This window comes from Mesorhizobium sp. M2A.F.Ca.ET.043.02.1.1 (assembly GCF_003952405.1).
GTDB lineage: Bacteria > Pseudomonadota > Alphaproteobacteria > Rhizobiales > Rhizobiaceae > Mesorhizobium.
This window is the reverse complement of record NZ_CP034445.1, coordinates 5,766,095-5,781,620: the sequence shown is the minus strand read 5'-3', so window position 1 is coordinate 5,781,620 and position 15,526 is coordinate 5,766,095. Positions and strand designations below refer to the sequence as shown.

Below are 15,526 nucleotides of genomic sequence, written 5' to 3'. Positions count from 1 at the left end.
AACCACGGCGCATTGAGCGACATGCATTGGCGTAATTCGCCAAAAGATGTGCGGCGGCGTCCGTCCGGAGCCGCCTGAAAGCGGATATCCGCGACAGATTCGGCGATTTCGTCGGGCGTCAAACCGATCCGAGGATCAGCGGCCCACGGCCGCAAGCAAGCAGATAGAGAGCCCCACATTCAGCGTCGCCGCGAGCGCCAGCGTGGTCAGGACGAGATTGCCGCCGCCCATGCCCAGAAGCAGCGCTCCGATGGAAGGAGCTGCCGCCTGGATGATGAGGCTCGGCGTTGCGAGCTTGCCCATCAGGACGGCGTATTGCTGCGGATCGAACAGCACCAGCGGCAGCGCGCCGCGTGCGATCGTGTGGATGCCGTTGCCCGCGCCGTAGAGGATCAGGGCGAGCGCGATGAATGCGTGGCCCACCAGAAGCAGCCAGATCCCGGCCGCGAGCAGCGATACGGACGCCAGCATCGTCCAGATCGGATGATGCCGGTTGCGGCCGATCAGCAACTCGGCCACGCGCGCGCCGACCTGTGACGGACCGACCAGGGCGCCAAGACCGACTGCCGCCGCCAGGCCGACGCCGCGCAATTGCAGCAGCGTCAGCAGGTGGACGGAGAGCGTGGATGCGATCATCGCGGCCAATGTCAGGATGGAGGCAAGCAGAATGAAGCGTGCCCGCGTCCTGCCCGTGGCGGATGCCTCTTTCGACTCGCCTCTCACCGGAGCGGGCGCCGCGGGTGGAGGCGGCGGTATCACCCAAAGGTGGAGCGGCAGGCAGATCGCCAGATGGATCGCGGCATAGGAAAGGCAGGCGATGCGCCATCCGCCATGCTCGACAAGGAACGCGCTGAGCGGCCAGCAGACAGTGCTGGCGAAACCACCGAAGAGCGTCAGGTTGGTGATGGCGCTGCGTGCTGCCTGACCATAGAGCCGCCCCAGCGTGGCGAAGCCGGCGTCGTAGAGACTGCTCGACATGCCGAGGCCCATCAGCAGCCAGGCAACCAGGTAAAGCGGATAGGCGGTTGCCATCGCCAGCAACGAATGCGCGGCCGCCAGCAGCAGCGAGCCGGCGGCAAGCACCGGACGGCCGCCATGGCGCTGGATCAGCCGGCCCGTGATGGGGGACACAAGCCCGGCAAGCAGCAGTCCGCAGGACAACCCGCCAACGACCGATGCGAGCGACCAGCCGGTATCTTTTGCAATCGGCGCGGCAAGGACCGCGGGCAGATAGTAGGACGATCCCCAGGCGATGATCTGCGTGATTCCGAGGGCCGTGACGAGAACGTGGCGGTTGCGGGGGACGGGCGCAGGCGCTTCAATCTTCACGGATCGCTCAAAGCCCACTATTTATCGAGCCTCGAAGGGGAGCGCACATGCGTATCGCGGTAATCGACGAGGCCGGAGCAACGGCGCGACTCGACGCCCTCGCCGGGCTCTTGATGCAGAGCATCGAGGACGGGGCGCTCGTCGGCTTCGTACTGCCGTTCGACGTCGACCAAGCCCGGTCCTATTGGCAAGGCATCTTCCCCTCGCTGACGAACGGGGAACGTCTCCTCATCTGCGCCTATGTCGAGGACAATCTCGTCGGCACCGTCCAGCTCTATCTGTCGCCGGAACCGAATGCGCTGCACCGGGCGGAGGTTTACATGCTGCTCGTGCATCGAGATTTCCAGCGACAAGGCATCGGTTCAGCGCTCATGGCATCGGTGGAAGACGAAGCCAGGTCGAGAAAGCGCACCCTTCTCCTTCTCGACACCGCCGAGGGCGGAGCGAGCGAGCGGCTCTATCGGCGCATGAACTGGCGGCAAGTCGGCGTCGTGCCGCATCATTTCGTCGACCCGTTCGGCAAACCAAGGGCGTCCATCTACTTCATGAAGCACCTGACGCCCTAAGCGATGGACGTATTTTCTCGCCATCTTCCTTGACGAATTCGCACACCGGATTGTCCAGCAGCGGCAGCACAGCTTCCGACGGCCGGCAGAGCCTCGTGCCCTTGGGCGTCTCGACGATCGGCCGGTTGATGAGGATCGGATGGGCGAGCATGAAATCGATCAGTTCCTCGTCGCTCCATTTCGGGCCGGCGAGACCGAGCTCGTCGTAAGGCGTGCCCTTCTCCCGGAGCAACTGGCGGGGTGTGATCCCCATCGCCGCGATCAGTTCGAGCAGCCGCTCGCGGCTCGGCGGCGTCTTCAGATATTCGATCACCACGGGCTCCTCGCCGCTGGCGCGGATCATGGCGAGCGTGTTGCGCGAGGTGCCGCAAGCGGGATTGTGGTAAATCGTGACCGTCATGGTTCTGCTTTCAGGGGATGGGATTGCTGAACGGTTTCGGGCTTGAGGAGCCAGCCCATCAGCGCAAGCGCGATCAGGGCGCCTAGCAGCTCGGCGACGATGAAGCCCGGCAGATCGACCGGCCTGATGCCGGAGAAGCTGTTGGTGAGCGACCGCGCAACGGCAACCGCAGGATTGGCGAAGGACGTGGACGCGGTGAACCAATAGGCCGCCGTGATATAGAGCCCGACCAGCCACGGCACGGTCCGCCGCTCGAAGCGCAGGCCGGCGAGAATGACGACGACAAGGCCGAACGCCGCGACGCCTTCGGAAAACCACTGCGCCGGCCCGGTCCGCGGCTTCGTCGCGACCTCCAGAACCGGCAGGGCGAACATGAGATGCGCGGCGATGGTGCCGGCGACGCCGCCGGCGAATTGCGCGGCGATATAGGCAGGGAGATCGCGGGCAGGCAGAGACCGGTTGAGGCAGAACACCAGCGAAACCGCGGGATTGAAATGCGCGCCGGAGATCGGACCGAGGATGGTGATCAACACCACCAGCATGGCGCCGGTCGCGAGCGTGTTGCCGAGCAGCGCCAGCGCGGTGTCGTGCGTCAGCGTCTCGGCCATGATGCCGGAACCGACGACCGTCGCCACCAGCAGTCCGGTGCCCAGGGCTTCGGCGACGAACCGGCGCAATGGATCGAAGCCGCTCATCGGTTTGCCATGCTGGGCCAAGGGCGCGGCAGTCATTGCGTGGTCCCCTCGCCCGGCCGGCAGCAAGGCGCGGCAAGCGCCAGCGCGCAGATCTCCGGGCGGCCCGAGCAGCAATCCTCCATCAGGAAACGGATCAGGCCGGACAGCGCGTCGTACTCGGCGCTGTAGACGATCGAGCGGGCATCACGCCGCGCGGTGACGAGGCCGGACCGTTCCAGTTCCTTGAGGTGGAAGCTGACATTGGAGGGCGAGACCTCCACCTGTTCGGCGAGCGAGCCGGCGGAAATGCCTTCCGGTCCGGCAACGACCAACAGGCGCAGCAGGCGCAGGCGGGTTTCCTGCGACAGCGCGCCAAAGGCGATCAGGGCTTGACGTTCATCCACGTTTCGATAATCCTTGAAATATTGAAATGAGGAATAGCCGACATGCTGTCTTCTGACAATCATAAAAACGCCGCCCCGATCGACCCCTCCGACCTGACCATCGGCGACCTGCTGGGCGCGCTGGCCGACTACAAGGACAGGCCGCTGGTGTTCCGCTATGACGGGCAGCCGGTTAAGCCAGGCTATCATGTCACCGAGGTGAAGGCGGGCCAGTTCTCGGCGCTGGATTGCGAGGCCAATCCGGAATCATGGTCGGAGATCTTCGTCCAGCTATGGGACGTGGACGAAGGCGGGCCGGTCCATATGCCGGCCGGCAAGTTCGCGGCGATCATCCGCAAGGCCTCGGATCACGTGGCCCTCGACCAGTCGGCAAAGCTGACCTTCGAGGTCAGCGACGGCGTCCGCCCGATGGAACTGCACCGCGCGGCCCAGCCAAGCGTCGTTGGCGGCGCCATCGAGGTCGTGCTTTCGCCACGGCCAGCGAGCTGCAAGCCGCGTGACCGCTGGCTGAAGGAACAGGCGGCCGCGGGCAAGCCGTGCTGCGGAGAGAACAGCTGCTGCTGACCCGGCGAACGGCGCAGAGCGCCGCCGTGCTTTAGAATCTGATCATGCCATTGTGCTGCAACAAATAGAGGCCCACGAGAATGATAGCGATCAGCGTCACCCAAACGGCTGTCCTGCTCATGCGCGAATCCCAATTGATCGGCCCTCATGAACGCACGCGCCACGGTTGCGTTCCCGATGTGCCGGGTTGCATGCCGTCCGGACAGGATCAAGTCGCGAATTGCTGAGAACCGCGTCAGTCCTTCGGCGCGTTGCTGTAGAGCGCCACGCCGATGCGGTCGTTGCGCCGCCACCGCACCAAGGCGCGATAGGTCATATCGTCGGCTGGGACCTCGAGCAGGAAGCGTTCCGGGATCTCCGTATCGGCGGCGACGCGCAACTCCGCGCCCTGCTCGTGCTGATTCCTGACCGAGCAGCCGATCCTGACGGCACCGGCAATGATCGTGGCTTCCTTGAGCACGAATTCGCGCGCATGAAGACGGCGCTCGGTCTCGGGATAATTGGCCATATCCGGCGGCTCCTAAGGCAAGGCTCTCCTCGCCACTGGGCAGCACCATAGCAGCAAGGCGTTTCCGTTCCGTTAGCGGTTGCTGAAACAGCAGGATTCGTCTGCACCGCGGCCCATCAGCAGAAAAGCTGTTTCCGGCGCTATCTCGCGCCGGCGACCCCGCTCGCGTGCAGCACCCAGCGGCGGCCGTCGTTGCGGAACTCGGTGAGCGACAGCGGCTCGATGTCGATCTTCCAGACCGAGGAGAGCGGCGCGCCTAGCACATGCACGATGGCGGCGCGGATCGGCACGGCATGGGTGAGCGCGACGGTGTGGCCGCCCCCCTCGCCGGCCAGCCGCTCCATCAGCGCGGCACCCCGCCGGGCGACGGCGGCAAGCGATTCGCCGCCATGGGGTGCGGCGTCCGGATCGGCAAACCAGGCGGCCATGCCTGCCGGGTCCTCGGCCTGCACCTCCTCGAAGCTTTTGCCGGCCCAGCGCGCGAAATCCTGCTCGGCAAGCAGCGGCTCGACGGTCGCGTCAAGGCCAAGCGCCTCGGCCGTCCTGCGCGCGGCAAGCGCCGGACTTGTCCAGACGCGGTCGGCCCGGCGCAGCGACGAAGCGATCGCGCCGGCGCGATCGAGGGCGCTCGGCTCCGGCGCCTCGTCCGTCGGAAAGCGGCCCTTGCGCGCGGCCTGCGTCGCGCCGCTTGCGATCATCGTCAGGCGGGCGAACATCCAAAACTCCGTGGTCCAGTGAAATTTCGGCCAGGCGAAGCCGCGTTGGCCATTACATGTCGTTGACAGGCGAACGAAGTGCTGACAAGTGTTTTAGCGCTATACGGGATTGGAAGCCGGTGCGAGTCCGGCACGGTCGCGCCACTGTGATCGGCACCAGCCGAAAGTCAGGCCTTATCCCGCAGCACAGTTGGATCAACGGGACGCAGCATCCCACAGGAGGTCAAAATGTCCGACACCACCTTCGCCCCGACCTACGGCCCGGTTGCGATTCCCGTCCGCGAGCTTCTGCCCTGGGCAATCTTCGCCGGCCTGATGCTGATGTTGATGATCTATTTCGTCGGCGCGGAAGAAGGCGCGACCTCGCTGATCCGCGGCACGATGGTGCATGAATTCGTGCATGACGGCCGCCACCTGCTCGGCTTCCCCTGCCATTAGGAGCGGTTCAGCGAAGGCTGAACCGTCCTAGGTTTTGGTCTGACGCGCAATTCCGGACGGAAAACCGTTGCACACTTTACCTGGAATTGCTCTGGAGCGGCTTCGGCATCGCTGATGCCGTTCTGAGATTTGGCCTAATGCAATTCCGGGCGGAAAACGCTCAATTTTTCCGGGAAATTGCTTGAAGGGACTCTGACATGGTCGGAAAACTTTTGCTGCGCGGCATGCTTGTCGGGCTGGTGGCGGGGATTCTGGCGTTCGCCTTCGCCCGCGTCTATGGCGAGCCGCAGGTCGACAAGGCGATCGCCTTCGAGGAACAGCAGGCGCAGGCCGCCGGCGAGGCGCCGGAGCCCGAGATGGTCAGCCGCGTCACGCAGGCAGGCATCGGTCTCGCGACCGGCGTGCTGGTCTATGGCGCGGCGCTTGGCGGGCTGTTCTCGCTGGTCTTCGCCTATGCCTATGGCCGGCTGGGCTCGCTCGGCCCGCGCGGCACCTCGGCGCTGCTGGCGCTGCTCGGCTTCCTTGCCGTGATCGTGGTTCCGAGCCTCAAATACCCCGCGAACCCGCCCGCGGTCGGCAATCCCGAAACCATCGCCTACCGCACCGAACTGTTCTTCATCATGATCGTCATCTCGATCGCCGCGATGGTGGCGGCGGTGGGCCTGGCGCAGCGGCTATGGAGCAAGCTCGGCGCCTGGAATGCCTCGATCGTGGCTGGGCTTGCCTTCCTCGTCGTCTTCGCGCTGGTGAAGGCGGCCCTGCCCGACATCAACGAAGTGCCGGAGAACTTCTCGGCGACGGTGCTGTGGCAGTTCCGCGTCGCCTCGCTCGGCATCCAGCTGGTGCTGTGGACCGTCGTCGGGCTCGGCTTCGGCGCGGTTGCCGAACGCGTGGTCGCGATGCGCGACCAGCGCGCCCGCCGCTACGCCTGAAACCCATGCGCTGGCCGCCAAGGTTCTTTGCCCTGGCGGCCAAAGCGGCTCAACGGTCGACACGACCGCTGAGCCGCTTTGGTCTTTTGTTTTCTCGCAATTCCGGACGGAAAACCGCGGCACACTTTTCCTGGAATTGCTCGGTTGCAGTGCTGCTCGCCCTGCTGGCGGCTGCCTCGGCGCAGGCGCATAGTGGCTCCTCGGCCCCGCCTCCCCCGGGCATGCAGATCCCCAGCCTCACCCACGGCCAGATGGCGGTGATGGCGCGCTATCGCGGCGACATCCTCGACCTTGCCCAACGCCAGACCGTGACCAATCCGAGCTTCAGGCGGCTCTACAATCACGGCAATCTGCAATTCACCTACTGCCTCTGGGGCCTGATGCCGGGAAGCCTCGGCGACGAGGAAAGCCCGTTCAACGAATGCAGCCACGCCTATCTTGCCACCGCCAAGGCGCTGCTCGCCCATATGGCGACGATGCCAGCAGCCGAGCGCCAGGCGAAGGCGCTGATCTCCGACATCGACGCCGACATGGTGCGCAGCGGCGCATCCTGGATCCTGTGCCAGTTCAGCGGCGAGGCCTTCAGCACCGGCGCGGTGATCGAGCCCAGATGGCGGGACATGGTCTTCCACCTGCCCAGCCTGGCGGCGCTGCTGGTCACGATGGCGGCGCTGATGACGGCTGCGTGGTCGATCTTCCGTTTGCCCTCGCCGCGGGCCGGCACAGTCTAGAACGATTCAGCGTCTCACAGTATCACCGAACCGTTTCAAGTCTTTCGTGCGATCGTTTCCAGGAAAGCCAGAACGCGCGACCAACTCAGTTCGGCTGCGGCCGCATCGTAGTCCGGCAGCGCTCGATCGGTGTAGAAATGGCCGATCCACGGATAGGTGAAAATCTCCGCCTTGACTTGGCTGCGCTTTGCCGCCGCCGACCAGCCGGCAACTTGTTCAGGCAGCGCAAACGCATCCGGGTCGGCGACGTGGACCGCGACCGGAATGTGTCGACGAACATTTGTGGGAATATCGGCAAGGCCATGCAGCAGCACAACGCCCGCGGCAGCGATTCTTTCTGGCCAAACGGCACTGACCACCCCAGCTCCCATCGAATGGCCAGCGAGCACCGCGTCTCGAGAAGTCTGGAGGAGCGCTGCCCTGGCACGGCCGCAGATGGTTTCCGACCCGACCTTGCCCATCAGGTCAAGCCCTTCGTCGACCGACGGCGCCGTAAATCCCGCGTACAGGTCCGGCGTCACAACAATGGCCGGCGCCTCGCATTCTCTCAGCGGCTTGCTGTTCCACCGCCCGAAGGCCCAACACCGAGTGAAAGAGTACGATAGTAGCCATTCGCTTTCCCTCCGGCGTCCCCTAGCCGATCGCGTTGGACTCTCAGGCGCTGCTTAACTGACTGAGGCCGGCCGACCTCCTACGAGACCAGGCGACATAACGCGGCTCGTTGCGCCGCGCAGATCGTGCCAGGCGGCGCGACTACTTCGAGCGTGCCCCATAGGCGGCAAGGAACGCTTCGACCGAGGCATCGGCGTGGCGCTCAAGGTCGGCTTTCGAGCGCGGGTTGCTTCCGGTGAACATCGCTTCGTTCATCGGAATCCAAAGCAGCATTCCAAAGAAATGGCTGGCCGCCAAACGGGGATCGCCGGTCTGCAACAAGCCTCGGCTGGTTAGCTTTTCAAAGCACTCCGCCACCGAGGCAAGCATGCGCTCAAAACCTTTGTCGTACCAGCTACGGCCAAGCTGCGGCATTCGATCGGCATTGGCGATAATCAGACGCCGGAGCTTCAGCAACTCGTCGTTCATCAGCGTCGTGGTCAATCGCCGGGCAAGCTGCTGCAGGCCGCCCTCCAGGAATTTTGCCTCGGAAAGCAGCATCGTCACGGACTCGACAACGTCGTTGACCTGAGAAGCGGTGGACTCCACGACTTCGGTGAAAAGCGTCTCCTTGTCCGTGAAATGCTTGTAGACAGTCTGCTTCGAAGCGCTCGCCCTGGTGGCGATCTCCTCCATGCTGGTCCCATCGTAGCCCTTGGCGATGAAGGCGGCGGTCGCCGCCTCGATGATCTCACGATCCTTACGGGCCGATCTGGTCTCAACAGCAATTTTCATAGCGCCCCTCTATCAGTACTAGACGGTACCGTTCCCGTATGATAGCCATCGAGACGGTACTAGACTGACTAGTACCCGTCAATGAAACGGAGGTTTCAACCCGATGACCCAAATGCTATTCCTCAATCTGCCGGTGCGCGATCTGCAGCCAGCGACCAAGTTTTATCTCGCGATCGGCGGCACGCTCAACCCGCAGTTCTCGAACGACCAGGCCAGCTCGATCATGTTCTCCGATTCGATCGGGGTCATGTTGCTGACGCACCAGCACTACAGCCAGTTCACAGCCCGTGCGATAGGCGATGCCAAGCGCGAGAGCCAAATGCTGATCGCGCTGACCGTCGACAGCAAGGACGCGGTCAACGCGGTCATCGAGAAAGGTGTTGCAGCGGGCGGCCGCGCCGATCCCAACCCGGCACAGGATCTCGGCTTCATGTTCAACCGTCACATAGAAGACCCGGATGGCAATGTCTGGGAGTTCCTGTGGATGAACCCCGCAGCCATGCAATAGACCGTCCGTATCGCCCTTTGCCGGGAACGACACCCTGGAAGCGGCGGGGCACCCGCCCCGTCGCTCCCGTGTTCGGGCCAAGCCCGCCATTGTCCTCGACTTGATATCTCGGTGCATGCCCCTGCGGCCGCCGGTCCGGCTGGCGCATTGCGGCGAGCTGGCGTAAGCATCGGCGCCTGCCCAATCCTGGGTGGAATCGCCGCAACCGCCAGCAGCCATGCTCCTTTCCGAAGCCCTTGCCGTTACCGCCGTCTTGTGCAGCGCGCTGAGCTCCATGTTCCTCAGCGAGCTCAAGGGGCGCGTTCCCCTGCTCCAGCTTGCCCGCTGGCAGATGCTCGCCACCTTCGTGATGACCGGCTCGGTGTCGCTGGCGATCGGCGGCTGGCAAACGATCGGAGGGAGGGAATTCTGGCTGCTCGCCGGATCGAGCTTCGCCGGCATCAGCATCGCCAGCACCACCTATTTCGCCACTATCTATTCGGTCGGCCCGCGGATCACGGCGCTGCTCTTCTCGCTCACCTCGCCATTTGCCCTGGCGCTCGGCTATCTCGTGCTCGGAGAAACCATCAGCCGCTGGCAGGCGCTGGGCGTGGCGCTGGTGCTTGCGGGCATCGTGCTTGCCATCGGCATGCCGCGGCGCTTCCTCAAGCGCGGCGAGCTGGCGCCGGCGATGCCGGTCGTCACCCCTTCCACCGTGCCGGTCAGCACCGTGCCCGGCCCGCCGCTCACCGGCCGCATGGGACCAGGCATCGTGCTTGGCGTCACGACAGCGCTCGGCCAGGCGATCGGCACCCTTCTGGCCAGGCCCGCCATGGCGGCCGGCGTCGAGCCGTTCACGGCCATGCTGCGTTCCGGCCTCGCCGTCATCCTGTTCATCGTGCTCACGGCAACGCCGTTCGGCAAGGGCAAAAGGGAGGCCGTGCAGTTCGGCACGGTCGGGCTCGCCGTGCTGTCCGCCTTCGTCGGCACCTCGATCGGCATGTCGTGCCTGATGGCCGCGTTGCGCACCGGCAATGTCGGCATCATCTCGACGCTATCCTCGATGACGCCGGTCATCATCCTGCCGATGGTGTGGCTGCGCAGCGGCCAAAGGCCGACCGCGGCCGCCTGGGCCGGCGCGCTGCTGGCCATCGTCGGCACGGCGCTGATCAGCGTGAGGTGACGCGTTCCGCTACCCGAAGATCTGATGCAATGCCACGCCAACCAGAATCAGCCCGGTCGCGATCTCCAGAAAGGTGGCCACACCGGCCGTGCTCGATCCCAGCCGTTCCAGCGCGGCTACCGACCCGCTGCGGAATAGCACCGCCAGCAGCACGACGATACCGAGCGTGATCGCGACGCCCACCATCATCGCGACAGCGAAGACAAGTCCGGCCCAGGGTATGCCGCGCGAAATGGCATAAGTCATGACGAACAGCGTCAGCGGGCAAGGGATCAGTCCAGCCATGAAGCCGACCGCTTCGCCCTCATGGACGTGATGACGATGACGGCCGCGCAGCGCGCGCCAGATTATCCACACGCCGATCAGGCCCAGCAGCCCACGGCTCAGCGTTTCCAGCGCGGGAGCGCGGCCGACGCTGCCCAGCGAGATCGAGACGAGCGGCAGCGCCAGCACCGCGATAAGCACCGCCAGCGTGATATGGGTGAAGGAAAGGGCGAGCGAGGCGAGCAATCCACGAGCCAATTTCACCTGCGAGCCGGCGATATAGGCGGCTAGCAGTGTCTTCGAATGGCCCGGCGTCAGCGCGTGAGCCGCCCCGAACACGACGCCCATCGGCAGGACCGCAAGGAGCGTAAGCCAGTTGCCGTCGCCGGCGAACGCCTTGAGGTGCTGCGCCACCGCCAGGTAAATCTCGCGTTGGTAGTCAAAGAGCGCTTGTATCATCCATGCGCGTGCTCGTGCTGGTGGCCTCCCGGCTCGGCCATGGCGAAGGGCAGGTCCTCGCTGTCCTGACCGGCCGCAAGTTGCAGCCTGGCGCTGAACTCATGCGGCTCGGCCGGCGCGACAAGGCTTTGCAGATAGTGATGATCGCCGCCGACCGGCGACAGCGGCAGGCTTTCGACCGCGCCGCCCCCCCTTTCGATGGCGACGTTCGCTTGCAGGCCCTCGGCATGGCGCGAGAGGCGCAGCCGAATGCGCTCGCCCTGAGGCGTGTCGACGATCTCGAGCAGCCCGCTAGCCAGCTTGCCCGACACCAGGAACGGGTCAGGCGCTTGATGGTGACCGCCCTCGGCCTCGGGCGCGGCAAAGCGCACCGTGGCGACGTCGAGCGCGGGAATGTGCGCGAAGAGCTCCGTCTTCAGCGACGCGGCGATGTTGTTGGCGGCGGCGAGCAGCAGCCCGTCATTGACCGCGATCTCCACATCGACATGCAGCTTGTGGCCGAGCCAGCGGGCCTTCGCGTCGACCACCCTGTCGATCCCGGCGACATGGTCGGCGGCGTGATGAACCTCGTCGACTAGCCCCGGCCCCACACCGTCGAGCATGCGCGTTAGCACGGAACGCGCCGACTGCCAGACGATGCCGAAAATGGCGATGGTGATCAGCAGGCCGATGATCGGGTCGGCGAGCGGGTAGCCAAGCCAGACGCCGACCGCGCCGGCAACGACGGCAAGGCTGGTCAGCCCGTCGGTGCGCGCGTGGTAACCATCGGCGATCAGGGCCGCGCTGTTGATCTGACGGCCGACGCGGATGCGGAAGACGGCCACCGCCTCATTGCCGAGGAAGCCGATGACGCCGGCAGCGGCCAGCCAGCCCAGGAACCGGACCGGCTGCGGATTGAACAGGCGATCGATCGCCTCGTAGCCGGCAACCAGCGCGCTCGCCAGGATGATCAACACGATGACGATGCCGGCAAGATCCTCGACGCGACCGAGGCCGTAGGTGAACGTTCGGGTCGGCCTGCGTCGCGCCAGCACGAAGGCGATCCAGAGCGGGATGGCCGTCGTCGCGTCGGCGATGTTGTGGATGGTGTCGGCAAGCAGCGCCACGCTGCCCGAGAACAGGACGACGGCGAGCTGCAGCGCTGCCGTTATCGCCAGGATGACGAACGACCATTTGATCGCCCAGATGCCGCGCTCAGTCGTGGCGATCGTCGCATCGATCACGCCATGCGTGTGCCCGTGCGGCCCGTCATGGCCGTGCCCGCCGTGTTCATGTCCGTCGTGGTCATGCCCGTGCGAGCCGAAGCCAAACCAGTCGAGAATCCTCGTCAACATGGGCCGCCTCACAGATATTTGGTGAGCTGCTTCAGCTCTTTCAGCGTGTCCCTGGTCGGCTCGCCGCCCTCGACAAGGCAATGCTCCATATGGTCGTGGATGAGCTCGCGCTTGGCGTTGCCGACGGCGCTTTCGACGGCATGGAGCTGTTGCGCGAGGTCAAGGCATGAACGGCCCTGTTCGAACATGGTGAGCACGGCAGCGAGATGGCCGTGCGCGCGCTTGAGCCGGGCGATGATGTCGGGATGGGAGCTGTGTATCGTCATGGTTTAAATCCTATCCCCCAGGGTAGGATAGGGCAACCCGGGGGATGGACTACGTCCGACAGGAGTGAGCAGATCCGCCGATCGAGCTTGGGCGATCCTATCGGCGGGCCGATCAGGCCGACTTGCGGGCAGGCTTGGCTTTCGAGGGGGCCTTGATGCCTTCCTTGGCGAGACTCTTCCTCAGCACCGAGGCGAGGTCGACGACATTTTCCCTTGGCGGCGGCGCGGCCTTCGGCGGTTTCTTACCCTTGCGCTTGGCATCGATCATCGCGATCAGCGCATCCTCATAGGTATCCTCGAATTTCGAAGGATCGAACTTCGTCACCTTCTTGTCGATCAACAGCTCGGCGATCTCGAGCAGGTCCTTGTCGTATTTCGGTGACGTCAGGTCTTCGAAAACGCTCTTCTCCGAGACCATCTCGTCGCGGGTGCGCAGTTCGGTGAGCAGCATGCCCTTGCCGAAAGGCTGGATGACGACCTCGCGGCCGCGCTGGTAGAGTACGACGCAGGACCTTGCGGCGACGCGCTTCTTCTTCATCGCCTCGCGCAGCACGCTGAAGGCCTCGAGCGCGGCGCCGTCGGCGGGGATGAGATAATAGGGCTTTTCCAGATAGCGGGTGTCGATCTCGTCAAGAGCGACGAACTCGTCAACCTCCAATGTATGCGCCGAGGTGAGCTTCAGCTTCTTGATCTCATCCGGCTCGATCTCGATGAAATCGTCCTTCTCGGCCTCGAAGCCCTTGGTCTGGTCCTGGGCCTCGACGACATGGCCGGTCTGCTCGTCGACATAGGCGCTTTTCACCGGCAGGCCGTCCTTGCGGTTCAGGATCCTGAAATGAACTTTTCCGGTTTCGCTGGTCGCGCCGACCAGCTTCACGCCACACGAGACCGACCCAACCTTGAGAAAACCCTTCCAGACCGCGCGTGGCGCAACCATGTGCCATTCCTGTTGTCGTTGCGATCAACAGGAACATCTGGCGACCCGCCTGGTTCCGCGCGGCGAAGGCGCCGCTAGTGCGCGGTCGCCCTGGCGTAGCGCCCGGGTGGCTGGCCGACATGGCGGCTGAAGGCGGTGCTGAAGGTGCTGACCGAGCCATAACCGACACGCTCGGCAACCTCGGCGATATCGGCCTCCCGCCGGCGCAGCAGGTCTTTCGCCAGCGCCATGCGCCAGGCCAAGAGATATTCCATCGGCGGCACGCCGACGCCGCGAACGAAACGGTCGAAGAAGGCGGAGCGCGAAAGCGCGGCCTCCTTCGCCAGCTCGGCGATCGTCCAGGGCCGCGCCGGATCGGCATGCATCCGGCGGATCGCCTCCGCCAGCCGCGCGTCGCCCAGGCCGCGCAGCAGGCCGGCCGGCGCGTCGGACGTCTGCGCCTGCCGAAGGGATTCGACCAGCAGGATCTCGATCAGCCGGGTCAGCACCAGGTCGCGCCCCGAATGCCGGCCCGCCGCCTCCTCGACCAGCAGCTTCACTAGGACCGACAGCCGCTCGACGCCACGGACATGGACCTGAGCGGGCAGCAATGAGACCAGCAGGCCGGAATCCTCGCCGTCGAAAAGGAAGTAGCCGCCAAGCATGCGCAGGTCCGGCGGGCCGTCCTGCTGGCCGTGCCGGACCTCCTCCGTGGCGGCCATGGCAAGGTTGGGATCTATCAGCGTCGGAACGACCGGCTCGAAGCCGGTCATGGTGAAGCCGGGCGTTTTCGGCAGCAGGACGAAATCGCCGGCTTCGAGCGTCAAGGGCGGCTGGCCGTCAACCGCCAACAGGCAGGCTCCCTCGATGACGACGGCGAAGCTCGGATGGCCGAAATCCGCGTAGCGGACACCCCAGCGCCCGGCGCCGCTGATGCCCTTGGTGAACACGGCGCGCGGCCTGAGCAAGGCTATGACTTCAGAGAGAGGATCGACCATTTCAGGACTCTTGCAAACAAAATCAGGATCGTCAATCATAGATAGTCCTGACTGCTGCCGGTAACTTGCCGCCGTACAAACCGAACAGCGAGGACCCATGAAAACCATCCTGATCACCGGCGCTTCCTCGGGCTATGGCCTGGAGACGGCGCGCCATTTCCTCTCGAATGGCTGGAACGTCGTCGCGACGATGCGAAACCCGCGCGAGGATGTGCTGCCGCCTTCGCCGGCGCTGCGCATCCTGCCGCTCGACGTGACGGACGACAAAAGCATCGCGGCGGCGGTCGAAGCGGCCGGGCCGATCGACGCATTGGTCAACAATGCCGGCATCGGCGTCGCCGGAGCTTTCGAGGCGACGCCGATGGCGCATATCCGCAAGGTCTTCGAGACCAACACGTTCGGCGTCATGGCGATGACCCAGGCGGTGATCCAGCGGATGCGCGAGCGCCGTTCCGGCGTCATCGTCAATGTGACGTCGAGTGCCACGCTGGCGCCCTTCCCGCTGGCGGCGGCCTATACAGCGAGCAAGCAGGCGATCGAAGGTTTCACCGGCTCGCTGGCGTTGGAGCTCGCGCCCTTCAACGTCCTGGCCAAGCTGGTCGAACCGGGTTACGGGCCGACGACGAGGTTCACCGCCAATACCGGCGTGAATGTCCAGGACCTTATCCCCGAGGCCTATGCCGACTTTGCCAGGGCAGTCTTCGGCAATCTCGCCGATCCGGCGATGGCCGGGGCGCTGACCACCAGGGAAATCGATGTCGCCGAGGGCGTTTGGCGGGCCGTCAACGACACTACCGGCACACTGCGCTTCCCCGCTGGCGCCGACGCAGTCGCCCTAGCGGGGGCGGTCTGACGGGCAGCGTAAGCACCGGGGGCCGATGTGGCCTCCGGTGGAGCTGCGATAGCGCCGATCGTGGCCAAGACGGCAGGCATGGATCGCTGATATGATCGGTGCAACTGCGGCTCGCGCT

General features: G+C 64.9%; 21 protein-coding genes and 1 riboswitch. Of the genes, 8 read left to right on the top strand and 13 right to left on the bottom strand.

Annotated features, from left to right (window positions below):
- Positions 1 to 135: 135 nt before the first annotated feature.
- Entirely contained in the window at positions 136 to 1,329 is a 1,194-nt protein-coding gene (locus EJ068_RS27565; RefSeq protein ID WP_245463243.1) for an MFS transporter, read from the bottom strand.
- A gap of 47 nt (positions 1,330 to 1,376) precedes the next feature.
- Here EJ068_RS27565 and EJ068_RS27560 point away from each other — a divergent pair, with 47 nt between their 5' ends.
- Positions 1,377 to 1,895: a GNAT family N-acetyltransferase gene (locus EJ068_RS27560; protein ID WP_126078076.1), complete on the top strand. Its 519-nt coding sequence runs from the start codon at positions 1,377 to 1,379 to the stop codon at positions 1,893 to 1,895.
- Here EJ068_RS27560 and arsC read toward each other — a convergent pair.
- Genes arsC through EJ068_RS27545 form a run of 3 tightly spaced genes read right to left on the bottom strand, consistent with a single transcriptional unit; the run spans position 1,873 to position 3,373 of the window.
- Positions 1,873 to 2,295, bottom strand: coding sequence for an arsenate reductase (glutaredoxin) (arsC, locus tag EJ068_RS27555; protein WP_127251812.1), 423 nt, complete (start codon positions 2,293 to 2,295; stop codon positions 1,873 to 1,875). The genes EJ068_RS27560 and arsC overlap by 23 nt on opposite strands.
- Entirely contained in the window at positions 2,292 to 2,990 is a 699-nt protein-coding gene (locus EJ068_RS27550; protein WP_126083442.1) for an MIP/aquaporin family protein, read from the bottom strand. Before EJ068_RS27550 ends, arsC begins: the two co-directional genes overlap by 4 nt.
- 32 nt (positions 2,991 to 3,022) lie before the next feature.
- The gene (locus EJ068_RS27545; protein ID WP_126078078.1) at positions 3,023 to 3,373 is read right to left on the bottom strand and encodes a metalloregulator ArsR/SmtB family transcription factor; all 351 of its coding nucleotides are present in this window, start codon (positions 3,371 to 3,373) and stop codon (positions 3,023 to 3,025) included.
- A 42-nt stretch (positions 3,374 to 3,415) separates the two neighbouring features.
- On the opposite strand from EJ068_RS27545, the gene EJ068_RS27540 reads away from it, so the two are divergent.
- Positions 3,416 to 3,937, top strand: coding sequence for a DUF6428 family protein (locus EJ068_RS27540; RefSeq protein ID WP_127251813.1), 522 nt, complete (start codon positions 3,416 to 3,418; stop codon positions 3,935 to 3,937).
- Between the two features lie 235 nt (positions 3,938 to 4,172).
- Here EJ068_RS27540 and EJ068_RS27535 read toward each other — a convergent pair whose 3' ends face one another.
- Positions 4,173 to 4,445, bottom strand: a complete 273-nt coding sequence (locus EJ068_RS27535; protein ID WP_126078080.1) for a PilZ domain-containing protein — start codon at positions 4,443 to 4,445, stop codon at positions 4,173 to 4,175.
- 140 nt (positions 4,446 to 4,585) lie between these two features.
- Positions 4,586 to 5,161, bottom strand: a complete 576-nt coding sequence (locus tag EJ068_RS27530; protein WP_127386292.1) for a histidine phosphatase family protein — start codon at positions 5,159 to 5,161, stop codon at positions 4,586 to 4,588.
- Between the two features lie 104 nt (positions 5,162 to 5,265).
- Positions 5,266 to 5,343: riboswitch (adenosylcobalamin (AdoCbl) riboswitch) on the top strand.
- A 46-nt stretch (positions 5,344 to 5,389) separates the two neighbouring features.
- Here EJ068_RS27530 and EJ068_RS27525 point away from each other — a divergent pair.
- The 3 genes from EJ068_RS27525 (at position 5,390) to EJ068_RS27515 (ending at position 7,262) form a co-directional block, all read left to right on the top strand.
- On the top strand, positions 5,390 to 5,599 hold the full coding sequence (locus EJ068_RS27525) for a CbtB domain-containing protein (RefSeq protein WP_042638334.1): 210 nt from the start codon (positions 5,390 to 5,392) through the stop codon (positions 5,597 to 5,599).
- Positions 5,600 to 5,796: 197 nt separating this feature from the next.
- Positions 5,797 to 6,531: a CbtA family protein gene (locus tag EJ068_RS27520; protein ID WP_127253129.1), complete on the top strand. Its 735-nt coding sequence runs from the start codon at positions 5,797 to 5,799 to the stop codon at positions 6,529 to 6,531.
- Positions 6,532 to 6,680: 149 nt separating this feature from the next.
- The gene (locus EJ068_RS27515; RefSeq protein ID WP_129554938.1) at positions 6,681 to 7,262 is read left to right on the top strand and encodes a hypothetical protein; all 582 of its coding nucleotides are present in this window, start codon (positions 6,681 to 6,683) and stop codon (positions 7,260 to 7,262) included.
- A 35-nt stretch (positions 7,263 to 7,297) separates the two neighbouring features.
- Here EJ068_RS27515 and EJ068_RS27510 read toward each other — a convergent pair whose 3' ends face one another.
- A complete protein-coding gene (locus EJ068_RS27510) occupies positions 7,298 to 7,783 on the bottom strand; it encodes a dienelactone hydrolase family protein (RefSeq protein WP_348527615.1) in 486 nt (161 codons plus the stop codon).
- Positions 7,784 to 8,015: 232 nt separating this feature from the next.
- A complete protein-coding gene (locus EJ068_RS27505; protein WP_126078084.1) occupies positions 8,016 to 8,648 on the bottom strand; it encodes a TetR/AcrR family transcriptional regulator in 633 nt (210 codons plus the stop codon).
- A 103-nt stretch (positions 8,649 to 8,751) separates the two neighbouring features.
- On the opposite strand from EJ068_RS27505, the gene EJ068_RS27500 reads away from it, so the two are divergent.
- Positions 8,752 to 9,156 (top strand): VOC family protein, encoded by a 405-nt coding sequence (locus tag EJ068_RS27500; protein ID WP_127253125.1) that lies wholly within the window; start codon positions 8,752 to 8,754, stop codon positions 9,154 to 9,156.
- 217 nt (positions 9,157 to 9,373) lie between these two features.
- On the top strand, positions 9,374 to 10,318 hold the full coding sequence (locus EJ068_RS27495; protein ID WP_127253123.1) for a DMT family transporter: 945 nt from the start codon (positions 9,374 to 9,376) through the stop codon (positions 10,316 to 10,318).
- 9 nt (positions 10,319 to 10,327) lie between these two features.
- Here the strand turns inward: EJ068_RS27495 and EJ068_RS27490 are convergent, their stop codons facing one another.
- From EJ068_RS27490 to EJ068_RS27470, 5 genes are all read right to left on the bottom strand, one after another.
- The gene (locus EJ068_RS27490; RefSeq protein ID WP_127253122.1) at positions 10,328 to 11,041 is read right to left on the bottom strand and encodes a sulfite exporter TauE/SafE family protein; all 714 of its coding nucleotides are present in this window, start codon (positions 11,039 to 11,041) and stop codon (positions 10,328 to 10,330) included.
- Entirely contained in the window at positions 11,038 to 12,375 is a 1,338-nt protein-coding gene (locus EJ068_RS27485) for a cation diffusion facilitator family transporter (RefSeq protein WP_129554937.1), read from the bottom strand. Before EJ068_RS27485 ends, EJ068_RS27490 begins: the two co-directional genes overlap by 4 nt.
- An 8-nt stretch (positions 12,376 to 12,383) precedes the next feature.
- Positions 12,384 to 12,641, bottom strand: coding sequence for a metal-sensing transcriptional repressor (locus EJ068_RS27480; RefSeq protein ID WP_040973109.1), 258 nt, complete (start codon positions 12,639 to 12,641; stop codon positions 12,384 to 12,386).
- A 112-nt stretch (positions 12,642 to 12,753) separates the two neighbouring features.
- Positions 12,754 to 13,578, bottom strand: a complete 825-nt coding sequence (locus tag EJ068_RS27475; RefSeq protein WP_127253118.1) for a Ku protein — start codon at positions 13,576 to 13,578, stop codon at positions 12,754 to 12,756.
- Between the two features lie 74 nt (positions 13,579 to 13,652).
- Positions 13,653 to 14,555 (bottom strand): AraC family transcriptional regulator, encoded by a 903-nt coding sequence (locus EJ068_RS27470; RefSeq protein WP_127253116.1) that lies wholly within the window; start codon positions 14,553 to 14,555, stop codon positions 13,653 to 13,655.
- 97 nt (positions 14,556 to 14,652) lie between these two features.
- On the opposite strand from EJ068_RS27470, the gene EJ068_RS27465 reads away from it, so the two are divergent.
- Positions 14,653 to 15,408, top strand: a complete 756-nt coding sequence (locus EJ068_RS27465) for an SDR family oxidoreductase (RefSeq protein ID WP_126078091.1) — start codon at positions 14,653 to 14,655, stop codon at positions 15,406 to 15,408.
- The last annotated feature ends 118 nt before the right edge of the window (positions 15,409 to 15,526 follow it).